Genomic DNA, 20,947 nt, shown 5'->3' with positions numbered 1-20,947 from the left:
AATGGCCTTGGGCAGGCATCCATCCTCACGACACGCGGGGTCTTGCAATTGGTTTGCATGTCACCTATTTAGTTTGCATGCAAACTAAATAGGTGACGCGATGTCATCGAACCCGATGCTTCCTCTTTCCAGCCGCCGCCTCGGCACGCTCGTCAGTCTGGTCTCGCGCCAATGGCGCAAGGCTGTCGATGCGCGGCTTCAGGTGTTCGGCCTTTCGGAGGCGACATGGCTGCCGCTGTTGCGGCTGGCGCAGGCAGGCAGACCCATGCGGCAGAAGGATCTGGCCGCCGTGCTGACGCTCGATACGTCCTCGGTCGTCCGCATCCTCGCCAATCTGGATGCGGCCGGCCTAATCGAGCAGCATCCCGACGAGGAGGACCGGCGGGCCAAGGCGATCGCCATCACCGCGGCGGGCAGGGCGCTGGTGCGGCAGGTGGAAAGCGTGTCGCAAGGCATCGAGGACGAAGTCCTTGCCGGTATCACGCAGACCGATCTGGCGATCTCCCGCCATGTTCTCGAACAGGTCTGCGGACAGCTGCTGACCATGAACGAAAGCGATAGAAAATCATGACGATCCTGTCCGACCGGTCGGAGGCCGTGGCGCCTGCCGCGCCTGTCCGCACGCCTTTATGGCTGCTGGCGCTGATCACGCTCAGCGGCACGCTTGCCATGCATATCTTCGTGCCGGCGCTTCCATTGGCGGCCAGATCCCTGGGCGCAACGACCCATGCCACGCAGCTGACGCTCAGCACCTATATTGCCGGCCTTGCCGTCGGGCAGCTTGTCTATGGGCCGGTGTCAGACCGCTATGGCCGCCGGCCGGTGCTGATCGCCGGCATGCTGGTCTATACGGCGGCGAGCCTTGCGGCCTTCTTTGCGCCGACCGTCGAGGTGCTGATCGTCGCGCGCCTGTTCCAGGCGCTCGGCGGCTGTTCGGGCCTCGTGCTCGGCCGGGCGCTCGTGCGTGACGGTGCGTCCGGTGCCGAGGCCGCCCGCAAACTCTCGCTGATGAACCTGATGACGATGGCCGGCCCCGGGCTTTCGCCGCTGATCGGAAGCGCGCTTGCCGAGACGACGGGCTGGCGGTCGATCTTCGTCGCGCTCACCTTGCTGGGCCTTGCCAATCTCGCGCTCATCCATGCGCTGCTTCGCGATCGCCCGGCGGCCGGCGGAAAGGACGTGCGGCAGGTCATGCGCAATTATCTGGCGCTGCTGCGCTCGCGGGCCTTTCTCGGCTATACGATCGGCGGAGGCTGCGCCACCACCGCGCTTTATGCCTATATCGGCGCGGCGCCCTTCATCTTCGTCAACCAGCTTCACCGGCCGACCTACGAGGTCGGTGTCTATCTGGCGATCAATGTCGCCGGCATATGGTTCGGAAGCCTTGCTGCAAGCCGCGCCGTCTCACGCATGCCGACCGTGCGCCTGATGATCCTCGGCAATCTGATAAGCTGCATCGCCGCGACCCTGTTTCTCGCCGCCGCCCTTTCGGGCTGGCTGAATGTAGCGCTCGCGGTAATGCCCATGCTGGTCTTCAGCTTCGGCGCGGGGCTCGCGTCCCCGGCGGCGTTGACGGAGGCGCTCGGCGTCAACCCGCAGGCCGCCGGTTCCGCTTCGGGACTTTACGGCTCCGCGCAGATGGCGATCGGGGCCGCCTGCACGGCGCTTGGCGGCCTCGGCGGCAATCCGATGCTTGCTGCCGGCTCGGTCCTGTTCGGCGCGGGCATCGTCGCGCAGATCTCTTTCTGGCTCGCCAATCGGGCACGCGCCTGACGGGCGGGCCGCCGTGAAAAGACCTGCGCCCCACGGCGTGGGGCGCATGACCCTCAAGGATCATCCCTGACTGGGTCTTTCCCAGAGGTTGAGGCTCTGGCCGATCCCCTTGGCCTTGGCGTTCTGGAGCAGATCGAAGCCCCAGCTGATATCGAAGACGGCCATGCCGCAGGCGATGAAGATCACGCGTTCCCTGCTGTTCTCTCGACCGGGCTTCTCGCCGTTGACGACATCGCCGAGGCCCGTCGAATCCTTCAGCGTCGGCAGCTTGCCGGCATCGATGAGGCGGAAGAACGGGCCGCCGATGACGCCGCCGTAATAGGCATCCTTGTTGCCGGAGGCGATGGCGTCCTCGACATAGGCTTCCTGCAGGGATGTATGGTCGTAGACGATCCTGGCGCTGGTCAGGAAGGATTCGTCCGTGTTGAACGGGCCGGAAACGAGGATCGTCGCGCCTTCCTTGATCCACTCGTCCTTGAAGAACAGCGGTTTCAGGCGGGAGGCTGCGACGGTGATCACGTCCGCGCCGCGGAAGCCGGCCTCGGTATCGTCGACGCCGACGGCTTCGCCCCCGTATTCCGCCGCCGCCCAGCTCGCGAATTCCTTCGCCTTGTCGAGGAAGAGGTCGAAACAGACGACCTTCCTGACCGCGCCGAGCTGGGTCATGATCGCGGTGAAGCAGGCCTTGTTGATGGGGCCGCAGCCGACGACCGAGACGACCTCGGCGTCCTTGTTGGCGAGATGCTTTGCGGCGACGCCCGGCACGCCGCCGGTGCGCGCTGCGCTCAAGAGGTTGGCCGACATCAGGGCCAGCGGCGCGCCGGTGTCCTTGTCGTTGAGCATCATGGTCAGGATCGAGCGCGGCAGGCCCTTTTCCATGTTGGCGTGGTTCGAGCCGTACCACTTGTTGCCGCAGACGTCGAAGCGGCCGCCGAGATAGCCGGGCATGGCGGCAAAGCGCCGGTCGGGACCGGCGACCGGCATGTTCGGGAACGTCGTCTCCTTCGGAAAGACGATGTTGAGGCCGTGGCTGTTGTGGTTGGCGCCGCCCATCAGGTAGTCGCCCTTGCCGAGCAGGCTGAAGGTCTCCTCGCACACCTCGACGCAGCGCCCGGCGTCCAGCACGCCGGCGGCGATCATGTCGGGTTCCGAGAGATAGGTGAAATCGATCCTGGGATACATGGAAACAACCTTTTCTTGAGATTTAGAACCGGAGGAGGGGCTTGATGTCGTAGAGGCGGCAGCCGGGGCTTGCGGCATTGGCGCGCATCAGGAAGTTCAGCTTCTCTATGCGCTCGCCCGAGCGCGGTGCGCCGTTCTTCTGGAAGGGCACTTCGAGGCCGACGGAAAAATCCATCACCACATCGTCGACCATGCCGCCGGAGCGGCCGGAGGGGACGGAGAACATGCCATGCTCGCTGGCGAAACGGTGGGCGTCCATCGCCTCGGTGATCGTGCCGACCTGGTTGGGCTTTAGGATGAAGCCATCGACGGCCCGCGTCTCATGGGCGCGTTTCAGGAGGGCAGGGCTGGTGACGGTGAGGTCATCGCCGAGAACGATGGTGCGGGTCAGCTCCCGAACCGCCTTGCTATAGCCGTCCCAGTCGTTCTCATCGAGGAGATCCTCGATGAAGACCATATTGAACTTTTCCGTCAGGCCCTTGGCATAGGCGATCAGCTCGTCGCTGGTGACCTGCTTGCCTTTCAGCAGGTAGGTGTGGGCCTCCTTGTCGTATATCTCGCTCGAGGCGCAATCGAGCGCGAAGGCGATGCGGCCGGTATAGCCGCAGGCGTCGATGGCCTCCTGCATCAGGGCAAGAATGACCTCCGGGTCGTCTGAGGGCGCGGCATAGCCGTAGGAGCTTGCGACCTGCGGCTTGTGGCCGAGATGTTTCGTCAGGACTTCAGCGAGTTTCTGGAACACCGTCACGGCCATCTCGACGGCGAAGTCGATGCTGTCGGTGCCGTAGGGAACGATCAGGAATTCGTTGAAGGCCTGCGTCAGCGTCTCGTAGCGTCCGCCGTTGACGATGTTGAAGCAGGGCACCGGAACTGTGTGGATGTCCCGGCCGGCAATGTGCCTGTAGAGCGGCATGCGGCGCGAGTCGGCCGCCGCGCGGAAGGCGGCGATGGAGGCGGAATAGATGGTATTGCCGCCGAGATTGTGCTTGTCCGGCGTGCCGTCGAGCGTGATCATCCTCATATCGATGGCGCGCTGGTCGAAGACGTTCATGCCGACGAGGGCCGGACCAATGATATCGATGGCATATTCGACCGCCTTGTGGACGCTGAGGCCGTTGTAGCTGGACCGGTCTCCGTCGCGCAGGATGAAGGCCTCGTGCATGCCGACCGAGGTGCCGGTGGGGGCAGCCCCGCGCCCGACGGCGCCGCTCTCCGTACGAATCTCGACCTCGACGGCCGGGCGGCACTTGCAGTCGATGATCTGCTGGGCACGGACGGATGTGATCTTGTCTTCCATGGTCATTTGCCCTTCTCGAGCGCCGGGACGTAGAGGATGTTGAGGTCGCAGAGGTTGGTGCCGGTATTGCCGGTGAAAACCGCGGAGCCGATGGCGTCGAGCGCCTGGAAGCAGCTGTGCTCGCGCAGCGCCTGGTAGAGGCTGATACCCTTGCCGGTTGCCGCCTTGAGGCTGGTGGAATCGGTGATGCCGCCGGCGACCTTCGCCGTGCCGTCGGTGCCTTCGCTGTCGATGGAGAGCAGACAGGCGCCTTTCGTCTTGGCGGCCGTGATGGCGAAGCTCACCGTCATCTCCTGGCCGGGGCCGCCATGGCCCTTGATGGTGGAATTGTCGAGGATCTGCGTCGTGACCTCGCCGGAGCTGAGCAGCACGCAGGGCGCCTTGACCGGATTGCCGTAGGTCTGGATCTCGCGCGCCATCGAGGCGAGGAAGGTGCCCGCATCGCGGCTTTCACCTTCGAGGAAGGAGGTGAGGATGACGGCGGGAATGCCCATCTCCGCGCAGGCTTCCTTGGCGTAGACGCAGGAATCCGGCAGCGTGTTGAGCAGGAAATAGGTGTTGTCCGGAAAGGCCTTCGGCGTTTCCTTGTCCGGCCCCGCATTCATCAGGTAGTCGACCACGCTTTTCGGCAGGCGATCGGCGACGTCGTAATTGACGATGGTCGCCCGCGCGTCGTCCAGCGTCGTGGCGTCGGGGCCGATGGGCGTGCTCTTGTAGGCGGCATAGGGGACGGAGATATCGCCCGTCGCCGGCGAGCCGACCGCATCGGAAATGCCGAAGCCGATCAGCTCCGCGCCAACATCCTGAATGCGTTTGGCGAGCATGCCGCCGTTCAACGCCGAAATGTGCCGGCGCACGGCGTTGATCTCGACGATGCCGGCGCCGGACTTCAGCAGCACGTCCGTCGTGTCGATCTCGTCCTGGAGGGAAATGCCGTCGATGGGGCAGGACATCAGTGCCGAGCTGCCGCCGCTGATGACGGCGATGAAAAGATCGTCCGGCCCCGCGTGATCGACGATCTCGATCATCTTCCTCGAAGCCCGGAAACCCTCTTCGTTCGGCAGCGGATGGCCGCCGACATGGACTTCCGTCTTGTTGAAACGGTCGGTCTCCTCGTGGATCTTCACGATGGCGATGCCGCGTGTCAGGCGGTCGCCGAGAACGTGATCCACCGCCATCGCCATGTGGTTGCAGGCCTTGCCCGCGCCGAACAGGTAGACGTTCCGCTTCTTCGACAGGTCCCAGGACCGCGTGCCGATGGTGAGCACATCGCCGTCCATTCGCATGATGGAGCGGATGCGGTGGTAGCTGTCGAGCCGCTCCAGCGTGCGATCCGCGATTTCGAGCACGATCCGCCGTGACTGGACGTCGCCCTGTGCGAGCAATGCTTCTGAGTTCCTGATTTTGTTCATCTTTTACACTCGGCGATGCGTTTTCCGGGAGGGGCGGGACGGCGGTCGCTCATCTGCCTGCGCATAGCCAATGGCCGAAAAATAATTGATTGTCAAACAATCAATTGACAGTAAGTTTAACCATCGATAATCGATTGCCGTGCGAATGGAGCGCTTCTCCATTCGATGGAAGGGCCGTGTGCCAGGAGCCGAAGGGAACGAACGAAGAGGGTTTCCGGCCGGCAGTTGCGGCCCGATCGCTATGAACGCCGCGTGCGCATGCGGGCGCCGTGCGCGGCAAACAGATCAATTGCCCGTATCCTCAGGAGGGTGAAATGAAAGCATATATTCGACTGGCTGCTGGCGTCCTGCTTTCGTGCGGGCTCGCGCATGCAGCGCACGCGGATATCGTGGTCGGCGTGGCAGGACCCATCACCGGCCCGAACGCCGTGTTCGGCCTTCAATTGCAGAAGGGCGCCGAGCAGGCTGCCGCGGACATCAACGCGGCGGGCGGCATCGATGGCGAGCAGATCAAGATCGTGCTCGGCGATGATGCCTCGGATGCCAAGCAGGGCGTTTCCGTCGCCAACAAGTTCGTCGCCGACGGCGTGCAATACGTCATCGGGCACTACAATTCCGGCGTCTCGATCCCCGCATCGGAGGTCTATGCGGAAAACGGCATGCTGAACATCACGCCGGCCTCCACCAATCCGGTCTATACCGAGCGCGGCCTGTGGAACACCTTCCGCGCCAATGGCCGCGACGACCAGCAGGGCGAGATCGCGGCGAAGTACATCCTGGAGAACTTCAAGGACGGCAAGATCGCAATCGTCCATGACAAGCAGCCCTATGGCCAGGGCCTTGCCGAGGAAACCAAGAAGGCGCTGAACGCGGCCGGCATCACGGAAGTGCTCCTCGAGGGCATCACGCCCGGCGAGAAGGATTATTCGGCGCTCATCTCGAAGATGAAGGCGGCCGGAACCACGTTCATCTACTACGGCGGCTATCACACCGAAGCCGGCCTGATCAAAAGGCAGATGAAGGATCTCGGCCTTGACGCGAAGATGATGGCGGGCGACGGCGTCAATTCGAACGAACTGGCCTCTATCGCCGGCGACGCCGTCGACGGCATCCTCATGACCTTCGCGTCCGATCCGCGCAAGAATCCCGCCGGCAAGGAGATCGTCGACAAGTTCCGCGCGGCGGGCTTCGAGCCGGAAGGCTATACCCTCTATTCCTACGCCTCCCTGCAGGTCATCGCGCAGGCCATCGGGAAGAGCAAGTCGAAGGACTCGGCCACGCTCGCCGAATTCATCAAGGCGAACGGGCCGTTCTCCACCGTCATCGGCGATCTCGGCTTCGACGCCAAGGGCGATCTCACGCGGCCGGAATTCGTCATCTACGAGTGGAAGAAGGGCGACGACGGCAACTATGCCCCGGTCGAAATCGGCGGCTGATCTTCCGGCGGCTCCCTTCGGGGAGCCGTTCCTTTCCCGTCAGGGCCTTGAATCCAAAATTGTTTCTTGTTCGACAATCTGGTCCCGATTTGGTATTGCATCGGTCATGGATACGAGCTCGATTTTCACCGTCAAGAAGGTGCAGAAGCGCACCACCGAGGCCCAGGCGGCTGACCGGCTGCGCGATGCGATCCTGTCTGGAGACATCCCGCTGGGCGCTCGGCTTACCGAGATCCAGATGGCCGAGCAGGTGGGCGTTTCGCGCGGAACGATCAGGACCGCCTTCCATCAGCTCGTTCAGGAGGGCCTGCTTGTCCAGGTGCCCTATACCGGATGGACGGTCATGACATTGAGCGCCCATGACGCTTGGGAGCTTTATACGCTTCGGGCAAGCCTCGAGGCGCTGGCGAGCCGTCTGGTCGCGCAGCGGGTGAGGAATGAGCCCGCGGCGGATGGACCTTCCACCGCGATCACCTCCGCGTTCGCGCGTTTGAAGGCAGCCTGTTCGAAGGGGAACAAGAGGGTCATCGCGCAGGAAGACATGAACCTGCACAAGGCCATCGTGACCCTGTCCAACCACCGGCGCCTGATCGAGCAATATTCGCTGATCGAGCATCAGGTGCGTATCTATATCCAGTCCAGCGACGCTCTGGTGCTCGACCCGGACGAGATCGTCGGCCAGCACGATCCCATCGTCCGGGCGCTTCTGCAAGGCGAAGAGGATGCCGCCGTCGCATTCGCTGCCCGTCACAACGAGCTCGAAGGTGCGATCCTCGTGGAGCACCTGCAGAAGCTCGATCAGGCCTGAGCCCGGCCGCCTGAAGTCTTCGCGCAAGCCATCGGTACCTCGCGCGGCGGACGGCCAGCAAGCTTCACGAGCGGGAGCTGTTCATGAAGCGACAATGGCGATCGCCTTATCACTCTGCGACAAGGCTCTCCATGAGACTCTTGAGGTCCGCCGCTACAGCGAAGCTGTTGTCTTGATGTTGGCGTTTGCAGAAGAGTTCGCAGCTCCACCAACCCGTATAGCCCGTCGATTTCACTGCATCGACCCACTCCTGCAGGTTGAGAACGCCTTGGCCGGTCGGCACATCGCGAAGCACCGGCTCGTCAGGAATGCCGCCGGTGAAAGGCAGGGAGTCGCAAAGATGCACGCCATAGATCAGTTCCTTGTTCAGCCGCGAAACATGCTCCGGTGTGTCGCCGGACGTGTAGGAATGCCAGAAGTCGATGACGAGCCGCACATTGTCCCGCTTGCAGCGATCTAGAATCCGGAGCTGCGCTTCAAGGTTGTTAAGGGGCGTCCAGGAGAGCGCTTCGAGGTAGACGAGCAGCCCATGGGCGGCAGCGGTATCCGCGACCGCCCGGAGATTGGCGGCCGTCAATTCGGTCTGTTCCGCCGTCGGCAGGTCGATGAGGCCGCGATAGAGGCCCGGATAGCGCTCCGCAGCCCCCGCTTCGAAAACCCTGATGTCGAGTGGGCCGGTGATGGCTTCAATGCCCTTCGCGCCGGCGGCGCAGGCGAGGGCGCAGAGTGCTTCCGCCTCGTGCAGCATTTGCGTTCGACCTTCGCCCTGTCGCTCGAGATCGATCAGAAAACCGATGCCGGGGAGGGCGAGGCCGCCAAGCCGCTCCTTCAGTTCCTCTTTGCTGAAGCCGGCGTCGAGGAATGCCGCGATCTTCGCGCCAGAGGTTTCGAGACCGTCGAAACCCAGGCTCTTGGCGATTTCGATATCGATGGCGAGCGTGTTCGGCTTGGAGGCCATCGAATGGTAGATGAGCTGGTTTTGGGTGCGGGGCATGATTTGACCTCCTCGGACTGATGTCATGTGCCGGCTATGAGAGCCGGGTGTCTGTTTTGGGCGGTGCGCACGGCTTCGGCGGCGCGAAGGGCGATCACGTTGTCTTCTCCGAGCGCCATCCATGTCGCCGGTTTCTGGGGAAGGGTGAGAAAAGCCTCAACCATGGTGAGGTGCTGGTCGCGGTCGCGCACCGGGATGAGTTCGCTCCGGCCGTTCAGCCGTCGCACGAGCGTGCCGGATCCTCGTCCGCTGAGCGTTCCGTTGGCGATGAGCGTGCCGCGATCGCCGGCAAGCATCACGACGCTCTCGAATTCGGCCGTGGTGAAACTCTCGTAGGACTGGAAGATCGCACCGCCGGAGAGGCGCATCGCATAGGCCCGCTGGTCGCAGGCGGCGAGTGCCGAGACGGTGGCGGGCTCCTGGCCGGTGAGGAAGCGCGCGAGATCGATGCTGTCTATGGTGTGGTCGAAAAGCGCTTCCTTCCGGTCCACCGTCTCCTCGGCATGGCGGTTGGGCGGTGGCTGGAAAGGTGCGCCGCGGACGATGAGGACGGATTGCAGCGCGCCGATTTCGCCTTCCTGTGCCAACCGGCGCATTGTCTGGTGGGGTGAGAGGGCGCGCAGCGGCTGATTGAGCGCGAGTATGATGCCCGCCTTCCGGCACGCATCGGCGAGTTGATCGGCGATGCGGAAGTTTCTGGCGATCGGCCCGTCGCAAAGCACATGCCGGCCTGCGTTCGCCGCGGCGAGGATGTAATGCTTTCGGCGTTCCCGGGCGGCGCTGACATAGGCAAAGCCGACGCGCGGATCCTCCAGCGCTCGCCGTGCATCGACGGCGATGTCGGGGATTTCCATGTCGTTTGAAAAGTGCGCGGCATATTGCCGGTTGCGGCTGACGACCCACAGCGGCTGATGGCCGGCGGCGCGGATCGCCGCAACCATGTGCTCGGTTGCGATCGTGCCGGTGCCCATGACCGACCACCCAAATTCCTGCCTGGAATGCACCCCGGCTCCTCCTCGTCCTTCATCTGAAGATTGATCGCGCAGGCCGCGCGCCACAACTTCGCAGATGATTGAAGTCATTAGCGATGTGAAGTAAGGATAGCGTCATAATGCGTCAGGTATCGGGGCTTTAATGGAACATCTTGGTCGGGACGGTGCCGCCTTGGCGGCCAACCTCAGAACGCTCTGCGAGCAGCATGGATCGGTCGCGGCGGTGTGCCGCAAGATCAACGTCAACCGGCAGCAGTTCAACAAGTACCTGTCCGGCGCCCATGTGCCGTCGACCGCGAATCTCCGGATCATCGCGAATTACTTCGGCCTCAGCGTGCCGATGCTTTTCACCGATCCGGAGGAGTTCCGCACGCTCGTCGAAGGCAACTTCTTCCACGCGATGGCGACGGCCCGCCAGTTGCCGGAATTCTCCCGCTTCGTCTCGGACATGATCGTCGAGAACAACAGCGTCGATCACGATGACATCGTCGGTGTCTATGATCGCTACCAGTTCTCCTCGATCTACAAGGGCTTCGTGCTGCGTTCCGCTTTCTGCATCTACCGCAACAAGGAATTCCTCCAGCACTATTACGTCGAGCGCTTCCCGAGCTTCGATAATCCGAAGAAGACGGAATATGTCTTCAAATACTATGGCTTCTGCTTCCCTGTTGCAGATCGTCTCTTCACGGCGGATTTCGAGGGCATCCAGTCGAACGAGCTGACTTTCGGCGTCTATGCGCAGGTCAAGCGCAATGCCAAGAAGTTCATGTTCGGCATTTCCAGCGGTATTGCCGCGACGGTCTTTCGCCAGCCTTATTCGACGAAGGTGGCGCTGCACTATCGCGGCCCCGGGCTCCTGCGGCGCGATCACCTGAAAGACCTCACGGTGCTCGACCGCAACGACCCCGCAATCCCGCGCGAGGCGCTGCAGTATCTCGGAGACGGCTCGGACATGATCCAGATGAGCTGACGGCCCCTCCGCGTCAGGGATGCAGTTCGACGGCGAGCCATACGCTGTCGGTATCCGCATAGTAGCGGTGCCAGGGATAGGTCCACTGGTTCTCGCCCGTCACCCGGCAGAAGGGGTCGTGCGAATATCCGATCGGCATCACGACGTCTTCATAAAGCGTCGCTGCGTCGCGCGTCTTGAACTTCTGCATGCGCCCAAGCCCGTGGATCTGGGTGTGTGTTTCCAGGAACGGGTGCTCGTTGTGGATGAAGCAGTCGGTATCGCCCGGCGACCACCAGAGATTGAGCTTCAGCGTGAAAACCTGCGGCGTTTCCGCTCTTGCGCGCTCGTTGGTAAAGACGCGCGGGTCGAGGGTCACCGTGCCGATCTCGTCCTGCGCCGAGATGTAGAGGGGCGTATCGCGCGGAAAGCTGCGGATGCGGTTGCCGAGCCAGTCCCAGCCGCGGAACATGCAGCCGCCGAGATTGGTGGGGTTGACGACCTTGATGATTGCAGCCCGCTCCGCCGAGCGGATGCGGCCACCCTTCAGCCATGTGGATTTCCAGGCCGGCACGATGGCGGGATGCTCGTCGCCCGTCACCATCGGGGAGGGGCTGATATTGACCACGACGGCGTCCGCCACGTCGTAGTCGGCCACATTCTCAACCAGCGTTGCGGAAATGAAATCGTCCGCGAAGGCCAAATCTCTGCTTAGGTTCTGCACGGCGGCGTCCCTGTTGTATGAAAGTGCTCCGAGCAAGCCATAGCGCGCGCTTCGGAAAAAGTGCGCGCCGCAATTAATTTGTTCGCGTAATGACGCGATACCAGCTTCACTTTGCGAATGATGCTTCTCTCAGGGCCGTTTTCCGTTCGCCGTTCCGCCGTGGTGCGGAGTGCCGAAAATCGGCCGCCGCGACCGTGATGTCGCCGGCACAAACACGATCCGTGAAGCAGAGCTGCTTTGGAAGTGCGTCATCTCGCGTCAGTGTTTCGATGGCTGCGAACTTGCGGGCGCACCTCGCTCCGCCGAAGAATAGGCCCATCGCTGGAAACCGTACCTGGAGACGGTCTTCTGCTCACGACAGAACAAGATTTCAGAGGGTCGATCACATGAAACTGACAGGTGGCCAAGTCGTCGCGAAAGCGTTGAAGGAATACGGCGTCGAGTATGTGGCGGGCGTGCCGGGCCATGGCATCTGGTCGCTGTTCGATGCCTTCCTGCAGGAAGGCTCGGAAATCCCCTTCATCCAGGTGATGCACGAGCAGAGCGCGGTTCATATGGCCGACGGTTATTACCGCGCCTCCGGCAAGCCCATGGCCTGCTCGACCTCGGTCGGTCCGGGCGCTGCCAACACCATCATCGGCCTTGCGACGGCCTATTGCGACTCCACCTCGCTCTTCTACGTCTCCGGCTCGCCCCAGACCTACATGCACGGCCACGGCACCATGCAGGAGCTGGAGCGCCAGCAGGACAACGCCTTCCCGCGCATCACCGAGCAGGTGACCAAGCGCGCCTGGCAGGCCAATTCGGTGCAGGTCCTCCCAAGCATCATGCATCGCGCCTTCAGCGAACTGCTGACGGGCCGCCCGGGTCCGGTTCATGTCGAGGTCCCGATGGACGTCCAGGTCGAGGCGGCGGATGTCACGATCCATCCGCTCGGCAAGCGCCTGCCGGTCGGCGTCGCCTATCCGGATCCGAAGGCCGTCGAAGCGGCGCTGAAGGTTCTTCTTGCCGCCGAGCGCCCGGTCATTGTCGCCGGCGGCGGCGCGATCACGGCGAACGCCTCGGCTGAACTGACGCGCCTTGCCGAAAAGCTTGGCGCCGCCGTCTCGATCACCTGGAACGGCAAGGGCGCCATTTCGGAAGATCATGCGCTGTTCATCGGCGCCGTCGGCCAGACCGGCACGACCTGCGGCAACAAGATCACCGCCTCGGCCGATGTCGTCGTCTCGGTCGGCTGCCGCTTCACCGACTGGTCGGCCTCGTCCTATGCCAAGGGCGTCTCCTTCTCGATCCCCTCGGCCAAGCTGATCCATATCGACCTCGATCCGCGCGAGATCGGCAAGAACTACGAGACCGAGGTCGGCATCGTCGCCGATGCCAAGGTGACGCTGGAGGCGCTGCTCTCGCTGATCTCGGATACGGACTCGCAGAAGATGCTCGCCCGCCGCGAGCCGTTCCTCGCCGATGTGCAGAAGGCCAAGGCCGATTGGCGCGCCCAGGTCGAGCCGCGCGAGAACAGCCGCGAGACGCCCTTCACCTCGCAGCGTCCGCTGGTGGCGCTGCGCAAGGTGCTCGATCGCGACGGCATCGTCGTCGTCGGTTCCGGCAACACGCAGGGCTCGGTCAAGCAGAGCTTCCCGGTCTACGAGCCGCGCACGCACCTGACCTCCGGTTCCTACTCGCCGATGGGCTGGGCGGTGCCGGCGGCTATGGGCGCCAAGCTCGCCTGCCCGGACCGGCAGGTCGTGGCCATCGTCGGCGACGGCGACTTCATGATGTCGCTGCCCGAGATGGGTACGGCGGTCATGAATGGCGTCAATGTCGTCTTCCTGGTGCTGAACAACCAGGGCTACATGTCGATCCGTGGCGGCATGCGCAAGTTCATGGGTCGCCATATCGCCTCCGAGTTCAATCATCACGCCGGCAACGGTGCGCCCTATTCGGCCGATATCGCCGCTTCCGCCAAGGCCTTCGGGCTTCAGGCCTGGAAGGTCGAGAAGGACGGGGATCTCGAGAGCACCCTGAAGGCGGCGCTCGAATGCGGCGGCCCGGCCCTCGTCGAGGTCATTGTCTCGCGTGACGCGGCCGGCCCGTTCGCCACCGGCTGGTGGGACTTCCCGTCGCCGGCTTACTACGAGAAGGAGCAGGCGGCCTACGCCGAGATGCGCGCCCGCGAACAGCACCTCTGATCGAAACCTCGGGGGAGGCGCTGCCTCCCTCGTTTCCCTCCCAAGACCATGGATGACGCGGCGCCACCGGCGACCGTGAACGAAGAGACTTTGTCATGATCCGGCACATCAAAACAGCCAAGGCCATCACCCAGGACGGCGGCGCCGACAGTGCGGTCACCACGGCGGTCGAGGCGCTTCTCGCCAAAGTCAGGGACGGCGGGGACAAGGCGGTTCGCGAACTCTCCGTCCGCTTCGACGGGTTCGACCGCGACTCCTATCGCCTGACCAGAGAGGAGATCGCCGCCTGCATCGATGGCTTGACGGTGCAGGAACGCGCCGATCTCGACTTCGCGCAGGACCAGATCCGCCGCTTCGCCGAAGCCCAGAGGGCGGCGCTGAAGGATATCGAGATCGAGACCCTGCCGGGCGTGATCCTCGGCCACCGGAATGTGCCGGTCCAGAATGTCGGCTGCTACGTGCCCGGCGGCAAATATCCGCTGCTCGCCTCCGCTCATATGACCGTGCTGACGGCGCGCGTCGCCGGCTGCGAGCGCGTTATCACCTGCGCCCCGCCCTTCCAGGGGAAGATCGCCGAGAAGATCGTCGCGGCTCAGGCCCTTGCCGGTGCGGACGAGATCTATTGCCTCGGCGGCGTGCAGGCGATCGCCGCCATGGCCTACGGCACCGAGACGATCGCGCCGGTCGACATGCTTGCCGGGCCCGGCAACGCCTATGTGGCGGAAGCCAAGCGCCTGCTCTTCGGCCGCGTCGGTATCGACCTCTTCGCCGGACCGACGGAAACGCTGGTCATCGCGGACGACAGCGTCGACGGCGAGCTTGTCGCGACGGACCTCCTCGGCCAGGCCGAGCACGGCGTCAATTCGCCGGCCGTCCTCATCACCAATTCGGAAAAGCTGGCGCGCGATACGCTCGCCGAGATCGAGCGCCTCCTGAAGATCCTGCCGACGGCAGCCGTCGCCGGCAGGGCCTGGGAGGATTGCGGCGAGATCATCCTGTGCGACACGATCGAGGAGATGCTGGCCGAGGCCGACCGCGTCGCCTCCGAGCATGTCCAGGTCATGACGCGCGATCCGGACTACTTCCTCGACAACATGAGGAACTACGGTGCGCTGTTCCTCGGTGCACGCACCAATGTCGCCTTCGGCGACAAGGTGATCGGCACCAACCACACCCTGCCGACCAACAAGGCGGCCCGCTACACCGGGGGCCTGTGGGTCGGCAAGTTCCTCAAGACCTGCACCTACCAGAAGATACTGACCGACGAAGCCTCCGCCATGATCGGCGCCTACAGCTCGCGGCTCTGCCTGATGGAAGGTTTTTCCGGCCATGCCGAGCAGGCCAACATCCGCGTGCGTCGCTACGGCGGGAAGAACGTCGGATACGCCATGCCCGTCGAGCCCAATTAACCGACACGCACAAGAGCCCGCCAGGGGCCGCGATCAAACCAACCAGAGAGGATGAAACCATGTCCAAGTTTATCGCCACAGCGCTTGCGGCGACCATGCTCATGCCCATCGCCGCACAGGCGGAAGGCCAGATCGAAGTTCTGCACCACTGGGTTTCGCAGAGCGAGGTGGAGGCGCTCAACGTCATCCGCAAGGATCTCGAAGCCAAGGGCTTCCAGTGGAAGGATTCGGCGGTCGGCGGCATGAGCGGCGCCAATGCGCAGCAGGCGCTGCGTGCGCGCCTGACGGCGGGCGATCCGCCGGGCGCCATGCAGTTCCTCGGCTGGGAAGGCGTGCAATGGGCCGAGCAGGGCGTGGTGCGCGACCTCAACGACCTTGCCACGGCAGGCGGCTGGCGCGCGGCGCTCGCCCCGCAGCTCCTGCCTTTCGTGACCTCGGGCGATGCTTTCATTGCCGCGCCCATCAACATGCATCGCCAGAACTGGGTCTGGGCCAACAAGAAGCTCTTCGACGATGCGGGCGTTGCCGTGCCGAAGAGCTGGAGCGAGCTGATCGAGACCGGCAAGAAGCTGAAAGAAAAGGGCATCGTCCCGATCGCGATGGGTGACGAGCCGTGGCAGATCGGCATCATCTTCGACGCGCTGCTGTCCGACATCAACGGGCCGGAATTCTACCAGAAGACGGCGATCGACCTCGATTCCGAGGCGCTCGGAAGCCCGGAGATGGTCAAGGTGTTCGATGCGCTGCGCGAGGTTCGCGGCCTCGTGGACGACAATTTCGTCGGCCGCGACTGGGCCGTGGCCACCGGCATGGTCATCAACGGCGAGGCGGCCATGCAGTTCATGGGCGACTGGGCCAAGGGCGAATTCCTCGCCAAGGGCCTGAAGCCCAATCAGGACTTCTACTGCTTCGCGACGCCCGGCAAGGTGACTTCCTTCCAGTATCTCATCGACAGCTTCGGCATGTTCATCGTGAAGGACGAGGCCGTACGGCAGGCGCAGGCCGCGCTTGCCGAGACCATCATGGACCCCAGGGTCCAGAAGGACTTCAATCTCATCAAGGGCTCGATCCCGGCGCGCAGCGACGTTTCGGTCGACGACTTCGACGATTGCGCCAAGCTCGGCTTCAAGGAGCGCGCGGAAGCCGTCGAGAAGGGCAGCATGCAGGGCGCGATGACGCATGGCTTTGCCGCCAAGCCGGAATTCGCTTCCGTCTTCAGCGATGTCGCCGCCCAGTTCTTCGTCGGCAAGATGAGCTCGGAGGACGCGGTGAAGATGCTGGTCTCCGGCATCGACAACGCCCGCTGATCCCAACCGCCGTCAGGAGGGGCCGGCCCACCGGCTCCTCCGCAATACCCGCCATCGGAGCTGACCCATGAGCGCCTCTACGCGCATGTCCTCGCGATTGGCAGGCTGGCTACCGCGCCTCGTCGTCGCTCCCAGCCTGCTCGTCGTCATCGTCACGGTCTACCTGTTCATCCTGTGGACGGGCGTGATTTCCGTGACCTCGTCGAAATTCGTGCCGACCTATGATTTCGTGGGCCTCGAGCAATATGTCCGCCTCTGGGCGACGCCCCGCTGGCACACCGCCGTCGCCAACCTCTTCATCTTCTCGGCGCTCTTCCTGGCGCTCTCCACCGGCCTCGGACTGCTGATGGCGATCCTTCTCGACCAGAATATCCGGGCCGAGGGCGCGCTGCGCGCGATCTATCTCTATCCGATGGCGCTCTCCTTCATCGTGACGGGGACGGCGTGGAAATGGATCATGAATCCCGGCCTCGGCATCCAGAAGGTCGTCAACGATCTCGGCTGGACGGATTTCCGCTTCGACTGGATCACCAATCCCGACATGGCGATCTATACCGTCGTCGTGGCCGGCGTCTGGCAGTCCTCGGGCTTCGCCATGGCGATCTTCCTTGCGGGCCTGCGCGGTATCGACAATTCCGTCATCAAGGCGGCGCAGATCGAGGGCGCCTCGCTGCCGCTGATCTACCGGCAGATCATCATCCCCATGCTGCGCCCCGCCATGCTGAGCGTCGTCGTCCTCCTCAGCTACATCGCCATCAAGAGCTTCGACCTGGTGCTGGCGCTGACCAATGGCGGGCCGGGCACGGCGACCGAACTGCCCTCGACCTTCATGTTCTCCGCCACCTTCCGGCGCAACCAGATGGGCGTCGGCGCGGCGAGTGCCGTCATGATGCTCATGACCGTCGCGGCCATCATCGTTCCCTATCTCTATTCCGAACTGAGGAGCGAGAACAATGACTGACGTTCTTTCCCGCTCCGGCAAGGTCCGGCTCGGCCGCCTCGTCGTCTACGGCTGCCTGTTCGTCGTCGCGCTCGTCTACCTCATGCCGCTCTGGGTCATGGTCGTGACGTCGCTGAAGCCGCTCGACGAGATTTATGGCGGCTCCTTCATCGGCCTGCCGAAGGCCGTCACGCTCGACGCCTGGCGGGCAGCGTGGTCGCAGGCCTGCATCGGCACCGAATGCACGGGTCTGAAACCCTATTTCATCAACTCGCTGCTGATGGTGATCCCGGCGGTGGCGCTGTCGACCGGCATCGGGGCGATCAACGGATACATCCTCACGAAGTGGAAGTTCCCCGGCGCGAACTTCGTCTTCGGCCTGCTGCTGTTCGGCTGCTTCCTACCCTACCAGGCGATCCTCATTCCCATGGCCCGCACGCTCGGCCTTCTGGGGCTCGCGGGCTCCATTCCCGGCCTCGTCGCCGTGCATGCCTCCTATGGCATCTGCTTCACGACGCTGTTCTTCCGCAATTACTTCGTGTCGCTGCCGGACGAGCTGACCAAGGCGGCGATGGTCGACGGTGCGGGCTTCTTCCGCATCTTCTGGAGCGTCATCCTGCCGACCTCGATCCCGATCATCGTCGTGTCCTGCATCTGGCAGTTCACGCAGATCTGGAACGATTTCCTCTTCGGTGTCTCGTTCACGTCGGGCTCCAGCAGCCCCATCACGGTGGCCCTCAACAACATCGTCAACGTCACCACCGGTCGCAAGCAATACAACGTCGACATGGCCGCCGCCATGATCGCCGCCATCCCAACCCTGGTCGTCTATATCGTCGCGGGCCGCTATTTCGTCCGCGGGCTGACGGCCGGCGCCGTGAAAGGCTGAGCCCATGTCCACTCTTGAAATCGATCGCGTCCGCAAGGCCTATGGCCAGCTCGAGGTTCTGAAGGAGGTGTCGATCTCCATCGGAACCGGCGATTTCCTCGTGCTGCTCGGCCCCTCCGGCTGCGGCAAGTCCACGCTGCTCAACATGATCGCCGGGCTGGAGACGATCACCGGCGGCGAGATCCGCATCGCCGGAAAGACCGTCAACGACCTGTCGCCGAAGGACCGCGACATCGCGATGGTATTCCAGTCCTACGCCCTCTATCCGACGATGACCGTGCGGCAGAACATCGAGTTCGGCATGAAGATCCGCCGGATCGCCCAGGCCGACCGCGACAAGGCCGTGAAGACGGCGTCGGACCTCCTGCAGATCACCCACCTCCTCGACCGCAAGCCCTCGCAGCTTTCGGGCGGCCAGCGCCAGCGCGTCGCGATGGGGCGGGCCATCGTGCGGGAGCCGAAGCTGTTCCTCTTCGACGAACCCCTGTCGAACCTCGACGCCAAGCTGCGCGTCGACATGCGCACCGAGATCAAACGCCTTCACGCCCGCCTCGGCACGACGATCGTCTATGTCACGCACGACCAGATCGAGGCGATGACGCTCGCCACGCGCGTCGCCGTCATGAAGGACGGCGTGGTGCAGCAGCTCGACGAGCCGCAGGCCGTCTATGACCGGCCGGCCAATGTCTATGTCGCCCGCTTCGTCGGTTCCCCGGCAATGAACATCGTGCCGGCAGTGCTTGAGGCCGAGGGTACGACGGCGACGGTGGTGATCGACGTCGCGCGGCGTCCGGCCGCGCGCATCGGCGGCATTTCCCTTTCTCCGGAGGCTCTGCGCCGCCATGCCGGCAGGAAGGTGCTGGTCGGTATCCGCCCGGAGAATTTCTCGATTGCGACAGAGGGTACCCCGGCTCTGACCGTCGATTTCGACGTCGTAGAGCCGACGGGCCCCGATACGCTTGCCGTCTTCCAGCTCGGCGGCGTTGAGGTGACGGCCCGGCTTCCGCCCCGGCAGGCCCATGCGGGCAAGGAGGCGGGGCTGGCGGTCGATACGTCCAAGATCGTGCTCTTCGACAGCGAAACCGAAACCCGCATTGACTGAGAAACTTCCATGACCGGGACGGCAGACATCGTCATCATCGGCTCCGGCATCGGCGGAGCTTCCCTGGCGCACAGCCTCGCGCCTTCGGGCCTCAAGATCGTCATTCTCGAACGGGGAGCGCATCTGACGGACACGCCCGATGCGCGCGACGATGTCGCCATCTTCCAGAAGGGTGTCTATCGCTCTTCCGAGGAATGGCTGGGTACCGACGGGAAAAGCTTCCTGCCGGGCAACTACTACTATGTCGGCGGCAATTCGAAGTTCTTCGGCGCGGTTATGTACCGCTATCGCCGCGAGGATTTCGCCGCGCGCCGCCACATGGACGGCGCGTCGCCCGGCTGGCCCCTGTCCTATGAGGAACTTTCGCCCTGGTACGATGCGGCCGAGGAGATTTTCCGGGTGCGTGGCTCCGTCGCGGGCGATCCGACGGAACCGCCGCACGAGAAGCCCTATGGCTATCCGCCGGTCCGAGACGAACCGGCGATGGCCGCCGTCCGCCGCCGATTGGAAAAGGCGGGCGTCCATCCAGCCTCCCTGCCGCTGTCGATCGATATCGAGGCATGGCTGAAGCGGGCTGCGACGGGATGGGATGCTTTCCCGAACACGGGGAAGGGCAAGATCGACGCGGAAGTGGGGCCGCTTGCCAGCGCCCTTGCCCATCCGAATGTCAGCCTGGTGACCGGGGCCGACGTCGTCCGTCTCGAGACCGACGCGGCGGGGCGGCGTGTCATCGCCGCCGTCTACCGGAAGGATGAAACCGAACATCGCATCTCGGCGGATCGCTTCGCCGTTGCTGCGGGCGCGGTTCAGTCCGCCGCCCTGCTCCTGCGATCGGCGAACAAGGCGCATCCGGCCGGTCTCGGCAACAGTTCGGATCAGCTCGGCCGCAACTTCATGAACCACAACACGACGGCGATGCTGGCGATCGATCCCTTCGCCGCCAATAGCTGCGTCTACCAGAAGACCATCGCGTTCAACGATTTCTACAACGCCGACAACGAATACGGCTTCCCGCTCGGTAACGTCCAGCTCCTCGGGCACATCACCGGCAACATCCTGAAGGCCAATCTGCCGATGCCCGCGCCGGCGTGGTTCGCCAAGCTCATGGCGCGCTACACTTACGGCTGGTTCCTGACGAGCGAGGACCTCTCCAATCCGGAAAGCCGGGTGATGGTGCGCGACGGCCGCATCGTCATGCACTGGATACGCTCTAACATGCGCGCGCACGAGGCGCTGATCGGGAAAACCCGGGCCGTCATGCGCAAGGCCGGCTTCCCGATCGTGCTGACGCATACCTTCGGCCGCAAGACGACGTCGCACCAGTGCGGCACCGCGCGCCTCGGCGCCGATCCGCAGACCTCGGTCGTCGATCTCAATTGCCGTAGCCACGACGTCGAGAACCTCTATGTCACGGACGCATCCGTGCTGCCGACATCGGCCGCGGTCAATCCGGCGCTGACCATCGCCGCGCTTGCCATCAAGGCCGGCGCCGCCATAACAAGGGGGCATTGAATGGACGTTCGGGACATGGGATCGGCGCGCCA

At 63.8% G+C, this 20,947-nt stretch carries 18 protein-coding genes; 12 read left to right on the top strand and 6 right to left on the bottom strand.

Annotated features, from left to right (window positions below; genetic code table 11):
- Nucleotides 1–100: 100 nt before the first annotated feature.
- Both DSD28_RS03780 and DSD28_RS03775 read left to right on the top strand, forming a co-directional pair.
- On the top strand, nucleotides 101–571 hold the full coding sequence (locus DSD28_RS03780; RefSeq protein ID WP_245424735.1) for a MarR family winged helix-turn-helix transcriptional regulator: 471 nt from the start codon (nucleotides 101–103) through the stop codon (nucleotides 569–571).
- A complete protein-coding gene (locus DSD28_RS03775; RefSeq protein WP_119255033.1) occupies nucleotides 568–1,773 on the top strand; it encodes a multidrug effflux MFS transporter in 1,206 nt (401 codons plus the stop codon). The genes DSD28_RS03780 and DSD28_RS03775 overlap by 4 nt, the downstream gene beginning before the upstream one ends.
- Before the next feature lie 60 nt (nucleotides 1,774–1,833).
- Here DSD28_RS03775 and DSD28_RS03770 read toward each other — a convergent pair whose 3' ends face one another.
- The 3 genes from DSD28_RS03770 to DSD28_RS03760 are packed head-to-tail and all read right to left on the bottom strand — an operon-like array spanning nucleotide 1,834 to nucleotide 5,664.
- Nucleotides 1,834–2,955 carry a tyramine oxidase subunit B gene (locus tag DSD28_RS03770; RefSeq protein WP_119255032.1) on the bottom strand — a complete coding sequence of 374 codons (1,122 nt, stop codon included), beginning with the start codon at nucleotides 2,953–2,955 and terminating at the stop codon, nucleotides 1,834–1,836.
- Between the two features lie 22 nt (nucleotides 2,956–2,977).
- On the bottom strand, nucleotides 2,978–4,258 hold the full coding sequence (gene eno, locus DSD28_RS03765; RefSeq protein ID WP_245424734.1) for a phosphopyruvate hydratase: 1,281 nt from the start codon (nucleotides 4,256–4,258) through the stop codon (nucleotides 2,978–2,980).
- The gene (locus DSD28_RS03760) at nucleotides 4,255–5,664 is read right to left on the bottom strand and encodes a glycerate kinase type-2 family protein (protein ID WP_119255031.1); all 1,410 of its coding nucleotides are present in this window, start codon (nucleotides 5,662–5,664) and stop codon (nucleotides 4,255–4,257) included. Before DSD28_RS03760 ends, eno begins: the two co-directional genes overlap by 4 nt.
- 314 nt (nucleotides 5,665–5,978) lie before the next feature.
- On the opposite strand from DSD28_RS03760, the gene DSD28_RS03755 reads away from it, so the two are divergent.
- Together DSD28_RS03755 and DSD28_RS03750 are read left to right on the top strand one after the other, a co-directional pair.
- Nucleotides 5,979–7,100, top strand: a complete 1,122-nt coding sequence (locus DSD28_RS03755; protein ID WP_119255030.1) for a branched-chain amino acid ABC transporter substrate-binding protein — start codon at nucleotides 5,979–5,981, stop codon at nucleotides 7,098–7,100.
- 106 nt (nucleotides 7,101–7,206) lie between these two features.
- The gene (locus DSD28_RS03750) at nucleotides 7,207–7,908 is read left to right on the top strand and encodes a GntR family transcriptional regulator (RefSeq protein ID WP_162911238.1); all 702 of its coding nucleotides are present in this window, start codon (nucleotides 7,207–7,209) and stop codon (nucleotides 7,906–7,908) included.
- A 109-nt stretch (nucleotides 7,909–8,017) separates the two neighbouring features.
- Here the strand turns inward: DSD28_RS03750 and DSD28_RS03745 are convergent, their stop codons facing one another.
- Entirely contained in the window at nucleotides 8,018–8,902 is an 885-nt protein-coding gene (locus DSD28_RS03745) for a sugar phosphate isomerase/epimerase family protein (RefSeq protein WP_119255028.1), read from the bottom strand.
- Nucleotides 8,903–8,925: 23 nt separating this feature from the next.
- Nucleotides 8,926–9,873 (bottom strand): Gfo/Idh/MocA family protein, encoded by a 948-nt coding sequence (locus DSD28_RS03740; RefSeq protein WP_245424733.1) that lies wholly within the window; start codon nucleotides 9,871–9,873, stop codon nucleotides 8,926–8,928.
- A gap of 163 nt (nucleotides 9,874–10,036) precedes the next feature.
- On the opposite strand from DSD28_RS03740, the gene DSD28_RS03735 reads away from it, so the two are divergent.
- A complete protein-coding gene (locus tag DSD28_RS03735) occupies nucleotides 10,037–10,864 on the top strand; it encodes a helix-turn-helix transcriptional regulator (RefSeq protein ID WP_119255026.1) in 828 nt (275 codons plus the stop codon).
- 13 nt (nucleotides 10,865–10,877) lie between these two features.
- On the opposite strand, the gene DSD28_RS03730 is transcribed toward DSD28_RS03735, so the two are convergent.
- Nucleotides 10,878–11,567 carry a hypothetical protein gene (locus tag DSD28_RS03730; protein WP_119255025.1) on the bottom strand — a complete coding sequence of 230 codons (690 nt, stop codon included), beginning with the start codon at nucleotides 11,565–11,567 and terminating at the stop codon, nucleotides 10,878–10,880.
- Between the two features lie 386 nt (nucleotides 11,568–11,953).
- Here DSD28_RS03730 and DSD28_RS03725 point away from each other — a divergent pair, with 386 nt between their 5' ends.
- The 7 genes from DSD28_RS03725 to DSD28_RS03695 all read left to right on the top strand — a co-directional run bounded on the left by DSD28_RS03725 (nucleotide 11,954) and on the right by DSD28_RS03695 (nucleotide 20,915).
- Complete coding sequence (locus DSD28_RS03725) at nucleotides 11,954–13,756, top strand: thiamine pyrophosphate-binding protein (RefSeq protein ID WP_119255024.1); 1,803 nt, start codon at nucleotides 11,954–11,956, stop codon at nucleotides 13,754–13,756.
- Between the two features lie 95 nt (nucleotides 13,757–13,851).
- Nucleotides 13,852–15,165 carry a histidinol dehydrogenase gene (gene hisD, locus DSD28_RS03720; RefSeq protein ID WP_119255023.1) on the top strand — a complete coding sequence of 438 codons (1,314 nt, stop codon included), beginning with the start codon at nucleotides 13,852–13,854 and terminating at the stop codon, nucleotides 15,163–15,165.
- 59 nt (nucleotides 15,166–15,224) lie between these two features.
- On the top strand, nucleotides 15,225–16,472 hold the full coding sequence (locus DSD28_RS03715; RefSeq protein ID WP_119255022.1) for an ABC transporter substrate-binding protein: 1,248 nt from the start codon (nucleotides 15,225–15,227) through the stop codon (nucleotides 16,470–16,472).
- Between the two features lie 67 nt (nucleotides 16,473–16,539).
- Nucleotides 16,540–17,433, top strand: coding sequence for a carbohydrate ABC transporter permease (locus DSD28_RS03710; RefSeq protein ID WP_119255021.1), 894 nt, complete (start codon nucleotides 16,540–16,542; stop codon nucleotides 17,431–17,433).
- Nucleotides 17,426–18,301: a carbohydrate ABC transporter permease gene (locus DSD28_RS03705; RefSeq protein ID WP_119255020.1), complete on the top strand. Its 876-nt coding sequence runs from the start codon at nucleotides 17,426–17,428 to the stop codon at nucleotides 18,299–18,301. The genes DSD28_RS03710 and DSD28_RS03705 overlap by 8 nt, the downstream gene beginning before the upstream one ends.
- Nucleotides 18,302–18,305: 4 nt before the next feature.
- Nucleotides 18,306–19,403: an ABC transporter ATP-binding protein gene (locus DSD28_RS03700; RefSeq protein WP_119255019.1), complete on the top strand. Its 1,098-nt coding sequence runs from the start codon at nucleotides 18,306–18,308 to the stop codon at nucleotides 19,401–19,403.
- 9 nt (nucleotides 19,404–19,412) lie between these two features.
- Nucleotides 19,413–20,915 carry an FAD-dependent oxidoreductase gene (locus DSD28_RS03695; RefSeq protein WP_119255018.1) on the top strand — a complete coding sequence of 501 codons (1,503 nt, stop codon included), beginning with the start codon at nucleotides 19,413–19,415 and terminating at the stop codon, nucleotides 20,913–20,915.
- Nucleotides 20,916–20,947: the final 32 nt, after the last annotated feature.

This window comes from Shinella zoogloeoides (assembly GCF_003574625.1).
Classification (GTDB): Bacteria; Pseudomonadota; Alphaproteobacteria; order Rhizobiales; family Rhizobiaceae; genus Shinella; species Shinella zoogloeoides_A.
Note: the sequence above shows the minus strand (reverse complement) of the source record. Positions and strands in the feature narration are given on the sequence as shown.